The sequence below is a fragment of the Mucilaginibacter ximonensis genome (genome assembly GCF_042686265.1).
Classification (GTDB): Bacteria; Bacteroidota; Bacteroidia; order Sphingobacteriales; family Sphingobacteriaceae; genus Mucilaginibacter; species Mucilaginibacter ximonensis.
Genome location: NZ_JBHUPD010000001.1, coordinates 1,280,246 through 1,297,204, shown reverse-complemented (window position 1 = coordinate 1,297,204; position 16,959 = coordinate 1,280,246). Strand labels below are relative to the sequence as shown.

15 protein-coding genes are annotated in these 16,959 nt (G+C 46.2%); 6 read left to right on the top strand and 9 right to left on the bottom strand.

Annotated features, from left to right (window positions below):
- The first annotated feature begins 5 nt into the window (after positions 1 to 5).
- Positions 6 to 4,052, top strand: coding sequence for a hypothetical protein (locus ACFS5N_RS05810; RefSeq protein WP_377183181.1), 4,047 nt, complete (start codon positions 6 to 8; stop codon positions 4,050 to 4,052).
- Positions 4,053 to 4,074: 22 nt separating this feature from the next.
- On the opposite strand, the gene ACFS5N_RS05805 is transcribed toward ACFS5N_RS05810, so the two are convergent.
- The gene (locus tag ACFS5N_RS05805) at positions 4,075 to 6,522 is read right to left on the bottom strand and encodes a UvrD-helicase domain-containing protein (RefSeq protein ID WP_377183179.1); all 2,448 of its coding nucleotides are present in this window, start codon (positions 6,520 to 6,522) and stop codon (positions 4,075 to 4,077) included.
- Complete coding sequence (locus ACFS5N_RS05800; protein ID WP_377183177.1) at positions 6,509 to 7,552, bottom strand: HNH endonuclease domain-containing protein; 1,044 nt, start codon at positions 7,550 to 7,552, stop codon at positions 6,509 to 6,511. Before ACFS5N_RS05800 ends, ACFS5N_RS05805 begins: the two co-directional genes overlap by 14 nt.
- An 18-nt stretch (positions 7,553 to 7,570) precedes the next feature.
- Between ACFS5N_RS05800 and ACFS5N_RS05795 the strand changes: the two genes are divergently transcribed.
- A complete protein-coding gene (locus tag ACFS5N_RS05795; protein WP_377183175.1) occupies positions 7,571 to 8,098 on the top strand; it encodes a hypothetical protein in 528 nt (175 codons plus the stop codon).
- A gap of 146 nt (positions 8,099 to 8,244) precedes the next feature.
- On the top strand, positions 8,245 to 10,194 hold the full coding sequence (locus ACFS5N_RS05790; protein WP_377183173.1) for an ATP-binding protein: 1,950 nt from the start codon (positions 8,245 to 8,247) through the stop codon (positions 10,192 to 10,194).
- A 5-nt stretch (positions 10,195 to 10,199) separates the two neighbouring features.
- Here ACFS5N_RS05790 and ACFS5N_RS05785 read toward each other — a convergent pair whose 3' ends face one another.
- Positions 10,200 to 10,646, bottom strand: a complete 447-nt coding sequence (locus tag ACFS5N_RS05785) for a VOC family protein (protein WP_377183171.1) — start codon at positions 10,644 to 10,646, stop codon at positions 10,200 to 10,202.
- A gap of 25 nt (positions 10,647 to 10,671) precedes the next feature.
- Between ACFS5N_RS05785 and ACFS5N_RS05780 the strand changes: the two genes are divergently transcribed.
- Entirely contained in the window at positions 10,672 to 11,382 is a 711-nt protein-coding gene (locus tag ACFS5N_RS05780; protein ID WP_377183169.1) for a DNA/RNA non-specific endonuclease, read from the top strand.
- On the opposite strand, the gene ACFS5N_RS05775 is transcribed toward ACFS5N_RS05780, so the two are convergent.
- Positions 11,350 to 12,036 (bottom strand): hypothetical protein, encoded by a 687-nt coding sequence (locus ACFS5N_RS05775; protein ID WP_377183167.1) that lies wholly within the window; start codon positions 12,034 to 12,036, stop codon positions 11,350 to 11,352. The genes ACFS5N_RS05780 and ACFS5N_RS05775 overlap by 33 nt on opposite strands.
- A 171-nt stretch (positions 12,037 to 12,207) precedes the next feature.
- Here ACFS5N_RS05775 and ACFS5N_RS05770 point away from each other — a divergent pair, with 171 nt between their 5' ends.
- Complete coding sequence (locus ACFS5N_RS05770; RefSeq protein WP_377183165.1) at positions 12,208 to 12,840, top strand: GIY-YIG nuclease family protein; 633 nt, start codon at positions 12,208 to 12,210, stop codon at positions 12,838 to 12,840.
- 7 nt (positions 12,841 to 12,847) lie between these two features.
- Here ACFS5N_RS05770 and ACFS5N_RS05765 read toward each other — a convergent pair whose 3' ends face one another.
- The 3 genes from ACFS5N_RS05765 to ACFS5N_RS05755 are packed head-to-tail and all read right to left on the bottom strand — an operon-like array spanning position 12,848 to position 14,307.
- Positions 12,848 to 13,393, bottom strand: a complete 546-nt coding sequence (locus ACFS5N_RS05765) for a CHC2 zinc finger domain-containing protein (protein ID WP_377183163.1) — start codon at positions 13,391 to 13,393, stop codon at positions 12,848 to 12,850.
- Between the two features lie 42 nt (positions 13,394 to 13,435).
- The gene (locus tag ACFS5N_RS05760) at positions 13,436 to 14,038 is read right to left on the bottom strand and encodes a UPF0758 domain-containing protein (RefSeq protein WP_377183161.1); all 603 of its coding nucleotides are present in this window, start codon (positions 14,036 to 14,038) and stop codon (positions 13,436 to 13,438) included.
- Positions 14,039 to 14,058: 20 nt separating this feature from the next.
- The gene (locus ACFS5N_RS05755) at positions 14,059 to 14,307 is read right to left on the bottom strand and encodes a DUF3276 family protein (protein ID WP_377183159.1); all 249 of its coding nucleotides are present in this window, start codon (positions 14,305 to 14,307) and stop codon (positions 14,059 to 14,061) included.
- A gap of 75 nt (positions 14,308 to 14,382) precedes the next feature.
- On the opposite strand from ACFS5N_RS05755, the gene ACFS5N_RS05750 reads away from it, so the two are divergent.
- On the top strand, positions 14,383 to 14,796 hold the full coding sequence (locus ACFS5N_RS05750; protein WP_377183157.1) for a hypothetical protein: 414 nt from the start codon (positions 14,383 to 14,385) through the stop codon (positions 14,794 to 14,796).
- Here ACFS5N_RS05750 and ACFS5N_RS05745 read toward each other — a convergent pair.
- The gene (locus ACFS5N_RS05745; RefSeq protein ID WP_377183155.1) at positions 14,781 to 16,274 is read right to left on the bottom strand and encodes a YifB family Mg chelatase-like AAA ATPase; all 1,494 of its coding nucleotides are present in this window, start codon (positions 16,272 to 16,274) and stop codon (positions 14,781 to 14,783) included. The genes ACFS5N_RS05750 and ACFS5N_RS05745 overlap by 16 nt on opposite strands.
- Positions 16,271 to 16,609 (bottom strand): single-stranded DNA-binding protein, encoded by a 339-nt coding sequence (locus tag ACFS5N_RS05740; RefSeq protein WP_377183153.1) that lies wholly within the window; start codon positions 16,607 to 16,609, stop codon positions 16,271 to 16,273. Before ACFS5N_RS05740 ends, ACFS5N_RS05745 begins: the two co-directional genes overlap by 4 nt.
- Between the last annotated feature and the right edge of the window lie 350 nt (positions 16,610 to 16,959).

Below are 16,959 nucleotides of genomic sequence, written 5' to 3'. Positions count from 1 at the left end.
AACCAATGAGCATACATGATTTTGCGAACCAACTTCACGATCGGATCACTCTTTACAAAGAGCATAAAGACCGACCGGTTAACGCCTGTGAATACGATTTGAAACCGGATAATGAATGGGGGGCATCTTATTTTTTGGCTGAGGTCTTATTTCAAAGTCATTTTAAAAATGATGCGATCATCAGTAGACGCCGACTAACGGAGTTGACCGAAACTTACGGAAAAGAGCATAACCTCGAAATTGACTTGCCGAGCCTTTTGGAAAAGGACTGGATACGTGTTGTAATGGATCAGGCTCAGATTCCTTCAATGATTTGGCATGCGTGTTCTCAATATCGAAAAATTTTACCCTTTACTAACGAACTCACGTTCTTTGAAAATCTGAGCGTGGAGCAGGTCAAAGCCATCAAAACAGAAGATGATCTGTTACAACTGGCGGGCGGTAAGGACAGTCTTGTCGGCCGAACATTAAATGAAACCAAGAATTTATTTTGGCATTTAAATAAGGAAAAAGTAGAGGTACTCCGGCTGGACCTCGATCGGTTTTTATTGAATCATACAATGGAGTTTGATTTTTTAAGTAGGTTGATGACGCTGTTAGGTGACAACGAATTGAAAATTGGATACACGGATCTGGCCAACATTCATACCCGCCATGCTGCTTTTTTTTCACATACACCTGCATTAGACTTGCTTGTAACTGCCGGGATGTTCAAGCCCGATCAATCAGGGCAGTTTTTCCACCTCAAAATAAAGTATGAGGGTGGCTGGCGTCACGAGGCCATACAGGATAAATGTGGCGCAATCGTTTGGCAGAAGCTGTTGGATTCAGATGACTTCGAAACCGATCAGGCACGCCTTCGCCAATGGTATTTTCTAACCGTCTATCATCAAGGGTATGTAAATATTAAGAACTTCTTTTCAGCAGAACAAGCCTCCCGGTTTTTAACAGCTGCGCAGGCATTAATAATGTCTGATCCTGATTTGACGGCTGGAGAACGTGAAATTTATAAATTAAGAAGTGATACACGCTACGGCAGAGGGGACATATTCCTGCTACTTGGAGCAGAATCTTACGTCAAATGTGACCCCACACTGACCAGTCTATACGATATCTATAATAATTTTTCTGCCGTGTTCCAAGGCGAACTGGATGACGTCCTTCTTAAACAAGAAAGCCGGCACGCAATCAAATATTTTATTTATCAGCTTATCAATGGTTCGCAGGACAACACCTATAAGATGGCCGAAGAACTATTTGCCCAGGCGAAAGAACAGCCCTATATATTCCTTTATACCTGTTTTACTGTTCGTTGGCATCGACCGGAGCTTATTCCCATTTTGGCAAAAAACTTGGCGACCGCATCCTTATATTTTATTTTATTGTCTAAAATAAGATTAACGTCTTATGCTGCTGATACCGATGATCGGATCTGGATTTCTTTGATGACTGACTTAACCCGGTTGATTATTGACGCGATGACGCAAGCTTATCAAGTCGAAAACGGTGATAAAGCCCTGGTACTTTTTCAATGCCTGGAGCGTTCAGCCAACAAGAAATTAGGGTCAGTACCCAATCGACGCCAGTTGAATGAACTAGATCAGACATTTCGATCCCAAATTGTAGATGCCGCCCTTCCCGGGCAACATTATAGTGGCGCAAAGAAAATCCGGCCACTGTACCTTCCGGTTATTCTCGACGATCTCGTACATCTCCTGATCAATTATCGGCCGTCTGATAAGCACCTAAATGGTTCACTCAGCCTGCCTGTCCCTCAACTTGATATCGCCCTATGGTTGTTGGAATTTCTTGCAACACAGCAAGGTGATGAAGTCAGTGAAAATCAGCTAGAGCTTCAGCAAACACTGATTAGCTATTTTAAAGACACCTACCTCACGACAATCAATACCACCGAGATCTTGCAACGGGATTTTAAGGACGGTATGAAATTGGGAATCCCTTTATGGCAGGAGTACCGCAGAAACATTTCATTGATCAGTTGGGCTGATGCTTTTTTGCATTTGGAGCGTGCTTTTGAATTAGACGCGTTTTTAAGGCCAAGTGGTTTGGTCTTTAGCGCAGTTCCCGGTATTTATGATGAAAAAAACCGGTTTATTGCCCAAAAACTACGAACACATTTGTTTGTGCTGATCGACGGCTTCAACGATTTGTTTCGTAAACGCCAATACTTGGAAAGGTCAGGACAACCAGTCGGACAGGTAATGACGAAGCTTGAATCTACTATACATGATTTTGTTATACGTTATTGTGTTGCTGATCCTGGCGCAAGGCGATTCGATATCTTTCACGAGAGTCTGGAAAGATGGTCAGGCCTTTCTGAGAATAAGGAATTACTGCCATTAATCGGTTCCATTAGTAATAGATTTACAAACGAACATCGGGAAAGTATCATTTTGGCGCTGACACAAGCGGACCAGTTCGTTAGGTCGCTGAAAATGCTGGATCGCGTTATCAGTGAAAAAGAACGATCAAGGTTGCTCAGATCCATTACCGGGCGCGATGATTTTCAAACGATACTTGGACAACTTTCGTTTCAGGACAGTCAATTCGTTGTTTCGATATTAACGCAACACAACGATTTGTTGCAAATCGCAGAAGATGCATTGGCGCATACGAAAAAGGTCGCACAAAATCACACCTACACTCGTCATGAAAATACAGTATTCCTGTTCAGGATGCAACTCTTACTGGCTTATCAAAAGAAAGATTTGTCTGCAATCAACGATATGCCTGCACCGGAAATCACCAGCTATAATGGTCAAACCTTCAATGCTGAGGATGAGAAAGATTTTTACCGGGCTTTATTGTCGCTACGTACCGAAGACGGAAAGAGCGCTTATGAGATTTTTGATCAGCTCATATCGAGAGCGTCGGAAGACAGACCCGTACTGGCACTTAACCGATTTGCAGCGAAGTTACAGTGGGCAAATGATACTAAAGATTTAAAAATCCAAAAAGCTTTGACCCAAGAGGCACTGACACAATGGAAGGATTTCGAGGGTAGGTCTGCAGACAAGAAAAAATGGCCTGACATTCAGGAAAATGTATGGTATGATCTGTTGCATGCTGCGGAACTCTTGAATGATCATGATGCTTTCGACAACACCTATGCAGAGGTTGATGCAGAAACCAAGATGCGGCCTGATTTTCTGAGCATCCGGCTGGGAGAATTATTAAAACGAAAAATGCAATACACCGCGGAGGAGTTATTAGCTGACGCCAAAAAGTACCACGTATTGGCCGACGGCAATTATCCGGATTTTATCAATGAACTTGAACGTATTGCCAATAACCCAGAAACGATCGATTTTTTAATGCTGCAATATGACCGCATATTCCGTTTAGCCCCAGAAGAGCTGATCCAAGTAATACCACCTGCTGTAAACAGCGGACGGGATCTTCCGACTTTTTTGTTAAATGAGTTAGCACAAGCTGCGAAAGATATGCTGGATCTTGTCAATGTCTTGCCAAATATCGATTATGAGGATAAGTTCACCGACCTTATCCTACTCTCTTTAAATGGCAGGCTGGTTAATTATAAGTGGTACGCAGCCAATTTACGAGGTGGTTATTCAGATACTGAGGACGGTCAAAAAAACGCAAAGCCGAATCCCGGAGAGATTGACCTTGGGATTCTAACAAGTTCCCACAGGCGATTTGCAATTGGCGAGGCGCTAATTTTGGAAGGGAAAAATTCATTGGAAACGCAGTCGCACAATCTCAAAATATTTAACTATGACCCTTCCAGACAGCTCTTTTATTTACTCATCTATTACAAAGGCAAATCTGAAAATTTCCTTAGCGCTTGGGAGAAATATGGAGAAATATTAGCGACTTTCATAGAATTCCCTGATGGTTATAAATTAAATGGGTCAATGAACGCCTTACCATTGCAAGGGGATCATGCAGGCATCAAACACGGAATGACACTGCATGGTACTAATACCAAACTATATCATCTATTTATCAATATCAATTATCATTTGGCTACCATACGTAAATCCGTACGAGGGGAGGAGGAAGATACCTAAATTATTGCCGTAGTAACACTAATTATTTTAGAGTCTGCTCTAGTTGAGTTATAGCGACTTTTCCGGTGCATTTCGGGTAGTGCAGGCAGCCGTAGAATTCGCTGTGGCCCATTCGTTTGGTCATGGGGCCGCTGCATTCGGGGCATTTGGGGGTGCTGTTGTCGGTGGCTTGGAGTTCGGTGATGAATTTGCTGGGTTGGGGCTCGTGGTAGAGCAGGTAGTTTTTATGGCGTGCGCGGGTTAGGGCGACGTAGAAGACGCGGCGTTCTTCGGCGTTTTCAAAGTTGTCGCCTTCCTGGAGCAGGTAGTTCAGCATGGGGTCGTCGGCCATTTCTGAGGGGAAGCCGAGTTGGCCGGCGTTGAGGTCGAGCAGGATGGCGTAGTCGCAGGTCATGCCTTTGACGGCGTGGGCGGTGAAGAACTGGAGGTTGAGGCCGGGGTGTTTTAAGGCTTTTGGCTTGTTGACTTTGTAGCGGCCGATCAGGAATACGCTGGCACCGGGTTGGGCGGTATGGATTTTTTCAAGAATTTCGGTCAGGCAATTTTGGCGCTCGATGCCGGTTTTGAATTTGACGAATTCAAAGCTCGTGTGGCCGTCTGGGGTAGGGGTTTGAGCGGCCAATTGTTTTTTGAGCTGGGCGGGGTTTTGCTGTATAAAGTTGCTGCTGGTTTGCAGGATCTGGTCGTTGAAACGGTAGGTTTTGAGTATCGCGGTTTGGCTGGTCACGCCAAAATGTTTTTCAAACTGGGTGATAATGGACAGATCGCTGCCGGTAAAGCGGAAGATGGATTGCCAGTCGTCACCTACGGCATATAGTTTGGTACCGGGGTTTTGGCTGCGAATGGCTTTAATGAGTTCGTAACGGCCCAGCGACATGTCCTGGAACTCGTCGACCAGGATATATTTATAGGGCTTTTTAAAGGCGCCGTTTCTGAAATGCTGGGCGGCATGGTTGATCATGTCGTTAAAGTCTACGGCAGGAATGCTGGCCACGTGCTGTTCATAAGCGTTATATAGCGGTTCGATCAGGTCCAGGAAAACGCGGAAGCGTTTATCGGCTTTGAAGGTTACTAATTGTTCTGGTGATTTGCCGCAGGACTTCATGAGGGTCAAAAAGACTTGGATCAGGTTGATAAAGTCTTCGTAATCGGGTGATTGCTCGATCAATTCCAGTAGTTCCTCCGAACTGCGTTCCCGCATTGCTACGCCCTCGTCCAATAATCTTTGTTTCAGGTTACGGATCAGGGTTCCTTCCGAGGCTTCATAGCCATAGGACTTGATCAGTTTTGTTTGGTATTTGCTGTGGATTTGTTCTTTCCAGGTCATACCGGCATGATATTGCTCTCGCTTTATCCCCTTAGCGACATCACCATTGCGGTCAATCCCGTAATGTTCATGCCAGATTTTATAGTCGGTTAAATAAAAGTCTGGCTGATAAGCACCGAACGTCGGATTGCGGTCTTCTTCTTCCAGCGGATAATGCTTTTCATACTCATAATTGATATTAAACAGGCAAAAGAAATTGGCAATTTGGAGTTCCTGCTGGCTTTTTACTGTTTTACCGTCAAGCGTGATGTTCTTAAAGCCCTGTTCATAATTCAAGTAATCATTTTTCGTCGCAAACTCCGATTCGTCTTTTTGCGGCCGGTTAAAGAACGCCAGATAATTAACCGCTTTTCGCTGGAAATCCGTATCACTCCGCAGCAATTCATTAAATTTTTCCTGCAGAAATAATTTAGCCTGTTCGTTATCGTCAAAAGCTACCGTAATCTCCTGATTAGAACAACTTCTACAAACCAGGAAACCAAAACTATTAAAAGTACGCACCTGCAAATTAATTGGCCCACAAAACCGCTTACAACGTTCCTGCATTTCCTTAGCGGCATTATTGGTAAAAGAAATGATCAACAACTCCTCCGGCTTAGCAATTCCCTTCTCCAGTAAATACGCCACCTTACCCGAAATAGTCGTCGTCTTTCCCGTCCCCGCACCCGCCAGCACCAAATTATTATTCTCATCCCGAATGATCGCCTCCGTCTGATCCGCCGAAAGGGGATAAGCCTCCAACCCCGCAAAAAAATCCGCATACTTTACCTGTTCGCGCCTGACAAACTCATCATTATAATCCCTCCGCTTCACCGCACAACCATCAAAATTCTCACAAAACAATCTTAAATCCTCAACCTCCGTTTCCACCAATCCCATCTCCGCATAATCCACCACAATAGCCTCACGCGTCACATGATAAGCGTTTAAAAACCTCTGCTCATCCCAATTAGCGAAATACCGCTCAAACCCTGTCAAGCCCGAAAATTCACTATTGGCCACCCTAACCTGATCCAGTATAGCAGCAATATCTTTGTGAAAAGCCCTTTTCCTCAACCAATCCCTCACCAAATACCAGATCCCAATGACCGAGATCAACAGCAAGATAAAACGGATGATTTTAAAAAGCTTAGATACGGTCATACGGCATCAAAATTTCAAATCCGTTATTCCTGGCGATAGTCGCCAATGGTTGTAATTGTTCCAATACCCGTTGATGTTCAAATAAACTGAGGTGGGGTACAATCGTTAAATAGTCCTCCAGAAATTTATGTTTGGGTGCAACCTGTTGTACCACTTCTAAAGCGGATCGCTGTAAGTTGAAATAGGGTTCAAAATAGGTTTCCAATGGTGGTAGCTTGTCGCTTTTGGAACTATTAAAAGACCGGTCGGCTGGGATCAAGTTCCACATGAGGTCATGAGAAACGAAGGCGTAGGGGAGGAAGTGCTCTACCGCATAATCACCAATCGTCAGGCGTTTATTGGTATAGATACAATCCACACTACCCAATTCACCAAGAACGATGTCCCAGAATTTGCGTTGTTCGGTCAGCGCTTTGCGTACTGGTAGTTTAATAAGTTTGTTGGGGATATCCGGTACGTTTGGGTTTTTGGCTTGCAGGTAGACCGCAAGGTTCCAGTAGCAAAAGTTTTTCAGAATACGGGCGTGGCGCTGCAAGTAGTTTATCCAAGCCGGATTGATCTCGATATGGTCAGCGTATAGCGCGTAGATACTTTGATTTTCAAATCGCTGTGAGGCAGCGTAAGCTGCTTTGGCATCAGCAGCGCGAAACCACGGACTTAAAAAACGATGGGGTACTTCGCTGTTAAAATAGCGTAATTCACGTAAAGTTGTTTTATTGTTCGTGCTGGCTAACTGTTTGAATATAAATGACCTATCCGCATCTATCGTCAGCTGCTCTAAATTTTTGATCTGGTTAATCGCTTCTTGGAGTTTGTCTTGTTTTCCAAAAGATACTTTAAAATAATTCACCGTATACCAGGCATGCGCGATCATCGCCGCAAACAAATTTCGCTTCGGTATTTCCCTTTGACCCAGTTCCACCCGCTCCAGCAAAGCCAGGAACCAGTAAAACTTATACGTCGCCGAGGTATTATTAAAACACCCCGCCAGCAAATGCACCGGTAAACCATCGTGATCAGGCAAGTCCATCACCAAATATAAAACACCGTGTCCTTTATTAGACAAAACAGCCCCATTATTTTTCTGTGCGCAAAGGCTGAAAAAGGCTGTCCTTTATTACAACCGCCTTCATTTATAGCTTGTGCACGCTTTGTCGTTTACCACGCAAAGCAGAAAATATACTTTAACAAATATTTATTAACCCTTAATTTTTTTAAAATGACAACAAATCAAAAAAGCTATTCGGACTCTTACCGGTACGAAGCATTCATGAAACGCGCACATCGCGCCGAACGGGACTTTAGCCGAGGAATTGACAATTCCGTCTTCCGGCTATTGAATGACATTGACTGTGGCTATTATGGCAAACCCAGAGACTATCCCAAACAAGTCATCAAAATCAAAAACTATTTGTTCAGAGCCATTGATAAAGTGTTGAAATGGAAACTCAATCCTGATGAACGTCGTGCCGTTACCTTCTATGAAAGTCAGCTATCTGTGGCTAATGATGAGAATTCTCTGGCCGACGTCATTGCTGGTTTGCTAGACGCCACACAACGATTCGTTAACTATTGATCATTATTAAATGGGTGCCTATGGCACCCATTACAACTTCTTTTTAAAATGATCGGAAATACCCTGAACATTTTTTTCTGAAACTAAAATAATTAGTAAATTTAGCACCGCACTTATTACATTTGTTCGGACTTAACCAATTATCCATGGCAAAAAAAGCAAGCTACATTACTGGGTCGTTATTCGAAGAAGGCTATTTGGTAAGAACCATGGGTGCTTTGGTGCATAATGCAGACATAGCATTGACCGAATTAGTAGCAAATGCTTGGGACGCGGGAGCCACCCAGGTTGAAATATTTATTCCGGAGGACTTTCATCAAAAATTAGTGGTATCAGATAATGGTACTGGTCTTTCAAAGGACCAGTTTGAGCAGCGCTGGATGAAACTCGGCTATAACCGGTTGAAACACCAGGGTAAAAATGTTTTGTTTCCGCCAGGGGTGACTGGCAAACGCCTGGCCTATGGTCGTAATGGTGTGGGTAGGCATGGTTTGCTTTGTTTTGGGAATGAGTACACGGTCATCACCAACCATGACGGTAAAGCGTCTAAATTTGTAGTGACGACTTTAAATGAAGAGCAACCCTTTGTCATAAAAGAGGCGAGTTTTAGCAAAGCAACCACTACGGGTACCCGACTGGAGGTTCTGGTCACTAAAAATCTTCCTAAAGCAGAAAAGATATTAAAGATAATTTCTGCCCGGTTTCTTCATGATCCGAATTTTGTGGTTTCGATCAATAAGCAAACGGTTCAACTGGAGGAACACTCTGGGCTTATTGATACTACCGAATTGGTTATTGACAACATTAAGTTAACCGCCCACTTTATTGATTCTTTAAGATCATCCAGATCGACCGTTCATCAGGGAATTGCATTTTGGCAAAGTAACCGATTGGTAGGCGAACCTTCCTGGATTTTGGGCTTCGAAGCCGTGGTGGATGGCCGTACAACTTTCGCCAAAAGATATACGGTGGTTATTCAAACCAATGACCTGGCTGATTATGTTTATGAGGATTGGACCGGGTTTAAAAGGGTCGCCACCATGGATAAAGTGTATAAAGCAGTAGCGGAATACGTCAATAAAATGTTTGCCGAGATCGCCATGGAGAATATCGAGGAAACCAAACAACAGGTCGCCAACGATTTTAAACGAGAGATCGACAGTCTTTCACCATTGGGAAGATACGAAATCAGCGAAGTCATTGAAGCGATATCGCTATCTCATCCGACCGCAAGGCCAGAGTCGTTAAGTATAGCGGTAGAAGCGGTTATTAATCTTGAAAAAACGCGTAGCGGAAAGGAACTATTGGTGAAATTGGCGAAGCTTTCCGACGCAGACATCGACGGTCTGAAAAGTTTGCTGGATAAATGGTCCATCAAAGATGCTCTAATTGTATTAGATGAAATTCATAATCGGCTATCAGTAATTGAAGCGATCCGCAAGTTGTCTAAAGACGAAAATGTGGATGAGCTTCATGTGTTGCATCCTTTGGTTACGGATGCGCGATGGCTGTTCGGCCCCGAATTTGAGTCTGCCGAATACGCTTCTAACAGACAATTGCACTCAGCAGTAGAGACTGTGTTTAAGAAAAGGATAAGCACTAAAAGCTTTAATAACTATAAACAAAGACCGGATATCGTATTACTAAACGATGCCACAGCATCGATTACAGGAACGGAAGTTTTTGATACGGAATCAAATCTCGCCACGGTCAATAAAGTGCTGATTATCGAACTCAAAAGAGGGGCGTTTAAACTTACCCGCGCGGAAAGAAACCAAGCCCAGGGTTATGTGGAAGATTTTGTGAACTGTGGCGCATTGATCGGGTCGCCTTACGTGGAAGCCTTTGTCGTAGGTGATCAATTCTCCGAGAAAATAACACCTATCGCGACGGTTAAAAATGATAACAACGTCGAATTGGGCAAGATACGCATCACCACTTTTAGCCAATTGGTTGACACCGCAGAAAAAAGATTGTTTGGATTAAGGCAAAAGCTCAATGAACGATACGACGATATACCCGGCATGGACCTGTTTAATCAAAAATATCCGCCACAACTATCAGTTGACTTCCGAAAAGAAGGAACTAATGATTAAGTGATTTACTTACTCAATTGTTCTGCCAGGCCAACTAAAATACCCTCCACACCACGGATATAACACAACCTATAAATATTTTCATACTGCACTATTTCACCAACCAGTTCCGCGCCATGCTGCTCAATTAAGTGATTGACTAGTTCATCAATCTCCGTCACCTGGAACATCACCCGCAAATATCCCAACGCATTTACCGGTGCCATCCGATGATCACTAATGACTTCGGGTTCGATAAAGCGGGAGAGTTCGAGGCGGCTATGCCCGTCGGGGGTGACAAGCATGGCGATTTCGACGTTTTGGTCGCCGAGGCCGGTGACTTTGCCTGCCCAGGGGCCGGCGACGTTCATGCGGCCTTCGAGTTTCAGGCCTATGGCTTCAAAGAATTGAATGGCCTTATCGAGGTTCTCCACGACAATGCCCATATTGTTCATACTGACTAAATTGCTCATCCGCTGCGATTATTTATATTTGAACATGAAACGCCTGGCCTTGTTTTTCTTTTTGTTTCCTTTACTGGGTACCGCGCAAATTAACGCCGCCTATGTCAAGGCCTTGTATCAGAAATATCCCACGCAAAAGTCGGATTTTTGCCCGGCTTGCAAACTTTGGGTCAATCCTTATTATAAGTCCATTGCGGATACGGTGAAGCACGCGCCGGTGGTCACTTATTACATCTACACCAAAGCGCACCGCGAACAACAGGAAGCGGCAAATGTACCGCGCACCGGCATCTACGCCGCCTGGCACCCGGCTTACGGCCAGCCGGACGAAACCAAGGTCTATAAAGCCGCCAATCAACAATCCGCCGACATGATCGCCAAGGGCCACTGCCAGGCTTGGATACTTTTAGCCTACGACGCCGACGGCGCGATCCTCTCCAATACTTATACCTTCAACGCCGCCATGGAATACCAGGGCCAGAACATCGGCACCGAGATCGCCACCGAAGAACTCACCCGCAAACTCACGCTAACCAACGACACCGTAAAAATCTGGTGCGGCACCTGGGGCACTTTCAGTATACCCAGCCATTACTGGAAGGTCATCGAATACAACCAAACCACTTTAGCCTATTGGATGCCCAATCTGCCTGATGAAAAACGCAGCAAACTACCCGAACGGGTCATCGCCTATAATGATTTAGTCCAAAAACTAGGCTTTGACCCCCGCGCGGTCTTTCAGTAAGCGCAGCGCCTCATGGGCGTAATTATAACTTTCGATCCACTTCTTACACCGCGCCCGGAACGCCGCATCCCGGAACTTCGAAAAGAAATAATCCGACTTCATCATAGCGAATCCCTCATACGCGTCCACATATTCCCTAAACTCGTCAAACTCGCCCTCTAACCGTTTGATCTCATCCGTCACCAAAATCTTGGATGGGGCAGGGGTAACCGAAGTCTCAATATTCCGCATATCATCCGCCAACACATACACCGCCAGTTTAGCCTTTTTCACCTTCGCCTCAAACTTCGCCCGGTCCGTCTTATACTCCATATACCGCGCCAAATTCACCTTTCGCTCCTTCAACTCCCTGGCCAGCGCCAGCAAAGCCTTTCTATTATAAAAATGCCCCCGCCCATGCGTAAAATAAGCCGTAAACCCCAGTTCCTCCCGCAAAAACTTACCCGTCCCATGCCGCACGTCCTTAAAAACACTGCTCAACTGATACTCCTCCACCCAAGCCTTCCGCAGCGTGCTCAACTTCTTAAACTCCTTCGCCGCCTTCTCCAACGCCACCAAATTCAACTGCTCGCCCTCCGGCAAATCACTTGTCCCAGCCAAAGTTGCCAGCGCAGCACGTATCGCCTTCAATTCCGCTAAAACCGCTTTTTCCATAGTCCAAAATAACAAATTTCAAGCTTTCTAAAATATACCCCATTTGGTATATATCTTCAAATTATTCCCTATTCCGGATATAATTTCACCAATAATGAAATAAACCAGTTCATGTCAGTTTTGGTGAAACACCAGTAGAAACAATGGAAAAAAATTTACGTTATTTAAATAATGATCAGCCTGCAATTATACCTACTGGAACTCCGGGACGGAAAATACTACGTCGGCCAAAGCAGCCGCCCCGAAGTACGCTTCTCTGATCACCAAATCGGGCAGGGGGGAAAGTGGACCCGGCTTTACCCGCCCCAGGCACTGCTCAAAACAAAAACGATCCAGGTCGAAGATTTACGCGAAGCCTGCCTCTACGAAAACTGGCTCACCCTCCACTACATGGAACAATACGGCTGGCAGAACGTCCGCGGCGGTGAGTACCTCGACATAGAAAACGAACGCATCGCCGAAAAGATCAGTCATATCTACGACCTCAATACCAACAAAATCCGCCAGTACATCCCCGACTGCCCATACCTATTCGGCGCCACCCACCACTGGCTGGTCTACGTACTGGAACTTTCCGACGGCTATTATTACATCGGCAGCGGCAAACGCTTAGGCAAAGCCCTCGGCGATCATTTCAACGGCCAGACCATCGCGTTCACCCGCGAACACCCACCGTTGAAGGTAGCCGAATGGCAGGTCATCAAACCTGAAAACGGCAATTATTTAGAATTTAAAAGAAGTTTAGCGGAGCAATACCGCCAATGCTATGGAAAGAATAAAGTAGTTGCCGGCAATATCAGCTGATAGCTATTCAGTTAGTTGTTTTTTTTGGACGCCCGCGTTTAATTGCCTTGATGGCTAATAAATAGGTGTAATCTCCGCCACGAACGTTCTGCCAACCGTATTTGTGAATATATGTTTCGGTGAGCTCGTTTTCAAAGCCGATCGGCACGTTGTTATAAATCTGTTCAACTTTAACAGGGCGGAACTCTCTTGTCCAGGCGGTAGGTCTTCCGGAAAAATGACAACGCAAGCGATCATCCAACTTTTGTGTGAATCCGATGTAGTACCGGTTATCATCCAATACCAGGACATAGACACAACCGGTGATTTCGTTTTCTGAAACAATGAGCCTGCCATGGCGCGGCTTTGGAAACCGCTGTTTTCTCAACAAAATGGCAAATTCGCCGGCATTACCTTTTTTGCCGCATTGAAAGCATTCGAAATAATCAAGTTGCGGGCTTACCACCATTTGAAGTTGTTCCGTCGTGTGAAACGGGCAACGGCAACGATAGTCTTCCCCGAGGGGGTGAAGTTTCGCGTACTTTCCTATCAAATGGCTAATGTCGTGAATCATAATTAATTAAAACGACCACTCTGAAATGATTATTACTAAAGTCTATTGAATTTTAAACTGCTGGGCATTTACCGCCATCATTTCGTAAGCAATGATGGTCAATGCCCCGCAAGCCAATTCTAAATTTCGCTGAAATTCGCATTCCAACCGGCTAAATTGTAGCCAGCCATTACGCGCCAACTGGACACGTTTCGCGCCGGACTCGGCAGCTAATTGTAAGGTTCTTTGCAGGTCAGGCAGTACGCTACCCAGCTCGCAGATTGCCAGTAATTCCCGGTCTGCGGTCATCAAGACCATCAAATAACATAATCCGTCGCTGGCTTCCAAAATGGGCCTTACGTGCTGTACTATCGCTTCGTGGTCAGGTAAACGTAGTGGAGGCGGGACATACAACCGGCGACCGATCTCCGCGATAGCCAATAACACCAGCGCCTTAGCCGGGCCGATGCCTTTGGTTTGGCAGAGCGTTTTCACTTCCGCGTCGGGAATATCTTTCAATTGAATGGCATCTAACAACTCATCACAGACCTGCGACACAGGCAAACCGCGATTACCCGAGCCAAAAACAATGGCCAGCAGCTCGGCATCACTCAAAGCCTGCGGCCCCTGCAGCTGCAGTTTTTCCCGCGGCCGGTCCACCGGCAACAAATGCTTGATATTTTCCATCAGGCAGGCCTCCCTTCACCGTGCGTATAACGCGTCAGCACCATCGACAGCGCCTCCACAAAAAAATCAAAATCTTCCTCGAACAGGATCACCGACGAACGCTCATAAAATTGCTCATCCTTGTAATCCGCCCGCGTGATCTGTAAATACGGCTCATTATTCTTCGCCTTCACCAGGTCGACAAAAAAATGCCGGCCCTTCCCGCCAAAACTCTCCGAGTCCAGCAGATTTTTGCCTAAGTTTTTCATAACGCAAAATTCTGCGAACCAAAACGTTAAAACGTTGTTTTACCCGTATATAGCCGTTTCTAAACGTTTAAGGATATGCCAGAAACCTCAACAACAGCCGCCAAAGTGTGCAACTATTGCGGTGGCCCGGTCGGTCAGGGCCGCAGCGACAAAAAATATTGCAGCGATGCTTGCAAAAGCGAAGCCAACAATCAAAATAAACTGCCGGAATATATTCCAACGATCAACAACATCCTGATCAAAAACTGGAAGATCCTCAAGGAATGCCTGGGCGACAAGGACACCTGTAAAATGCGTGTACGCGACCTGGGCGGCCGTGGATTCAATTTCAAATTCGCTACCGCCGAAAGGATTAATGACAGCGACGGCGAGTGTTACTATTTTGTATATGATATGGGCTATTTACTACTGGATGACGAAACCCGGGTGCTGATCGTGCAGGATGACACCATGGTACGCCTGAGCGGCCCGGCCTATCCGGCTAACTGACGTAAGCCGATCGCTTCCGCCAAATGGGGTAATAAGATAGCAGCGCTGCCCGCCAGGTCAGCGATCGTCCGCGCGACCTTTAAAATTCGTTCATAAGACCGGGCGCTCAGCTTATGCTGCACCATCGCCGCCTGCAATAAAGCATTACTCTGCGCATCCAGCTTACAAAACTCTTTGACCATCGCTGTATTCAATAGTGCATTACAAGCCACCGAGCTTAACCGCTGCTGCTGGCGTTGCCTGGCGGCAACTACCCGTGCCCGGATCACCGCGCTGGACTCTAAAACCTGGCCATCCGACAGGTCGGCCGGCAATACATTTACCTGCAAGTCGATACGATCAAGCAATGGCCCCGAGATCCGGTGCCTATAACGGTGAATGGCCGCAAAGGTACAAGTGCATTTCCGAGAAGGGTGCCCAAAGTACCCGCAAGGACAAGGATTCATCGCTGCCAGTAAAACAAAATTCGCGGGGAAACTGGCCGAAAAGTTTGCCCGCGAGATCAATATCTTCCGTTCCTCCAGAGGCTGTCGCAACACTTCCAAAACCCGCCGTTTAAACTCCGGCAGTTCGTCCAAAAACAATACCCCATGATGCGCCAAAGAAATCTCCCCGGGCATCGGCACCGAACCGCCACCCACCATCGCGATATCACTCGCCGTATGATGCGGCGCCCGGAAAGGCCGCTGCAATAACAAACCGGTCTGATCCAATAGCCCTGCAACCGAATGTACCTGTGTAGTTTCCAAAGCCTCAGCCAACGTTAAAGGCGGCAATATACCCGGCAACCGCGCCGCCAGCATACTCTTACCACTACCCGGCGGCCCCGACAACAAACCATTATGCCCGCCCGCCGCCATAATTTCCAAAACCCGTTTCACCTCCGCCTGTCCTTTCACATCCGCCATATCCGCCGCATATAAAGCCGGCTGCGGACTGATCAATTCTTTGACTTCCGTAGGTTCAACTGTGCCGCCATTCAAAAAAGCCAGGACACCTGCCAGTTCATCAAAACCATATACCTTCAGATTTTTTACAACTGCCGCTTCCTGCGCATTCGAACCTGGCACGATCATTCCCTTACAACCCATTTTTTGCGCTTCAATCGCCATCGACAAAGCACCCCTAACTGGTCGCAGTTTCCCATTTAAAGATAACTCGCCCGTAAACAAATACCCCGACAACCTTTCCGGGTCTAATTGCCCCGAAGCCGCCAGGATACCCAGCGCAATAGGCAGATCAAAAAAAGCGCCGTCTTTTCTCAAACCCGCAGGCGCCAGGCTCACCAGCATCTTTTGCCGCGGCATCTGTAAATCCACCGTACTCACCGCGCTCTCCACCCGGTACAAACTCTCCCGCACCGCCTCACCAGCCAGCCCCACAATATTATAGCCCAGCCCCGGACAGATCCGCGTTTCCACCGTAATCAGCGCAGCATCGATCCCCGCCAATGCCGCGCTCAAAACACTCACCGTCATGACGCCTTGTCCAATAACATCACCTCACTGACCACCACCTCCGTCACATAATGCTTCGCACCATCCTTATCCGTATAAAAACGGTTCGCCAACCTGCCTTCTACAGCGATCTGGCTGCCCTTATTCAAATACTTCTCCGCCAGATCCGCATGCTTATTCCACAGCACCAGTTGATGCCAATGCGTTTCTTCCACCGTTTCGCCCTTACCATTCTTCCGGTAATAATGCGTCGCCAAACTGATCTTAGCCACCTTCTTCTCATTTTCTAATTCTCTTAATTCCGGTGCCGCGCCCAACCTCCCGGTCAACCGCACGCTGTTACTTAAATTATTCATATCGTTAAAATTTGTTGGGTCAAATCTCACGATCGGTTGGGGCATTTGTAGCCAATTATACGTTTATAAACGGCTCTACCCGTTTAAAACAATTTCCTCAAAGAGCAAGCTAAATAACGCTAATCATGGCGGTTTCGAAACAACCAGGTTGTCACGCGCCATTGGGACTCCTGTACGGCATTTTCGCCGAGCTGCAAAAGCCGGTAAGACCATATTAACGCTAAAATTCATACTCAATGAATTCGCGGACGCTTTGCGCTTCTGAAAGACGCGGCGAAGAAAAAGTGACTCCTCCGGACCTTCCAGGTGCGCCAAAAGCTCCCACTTATTGCCTCTCCGTTCCTCCAAGG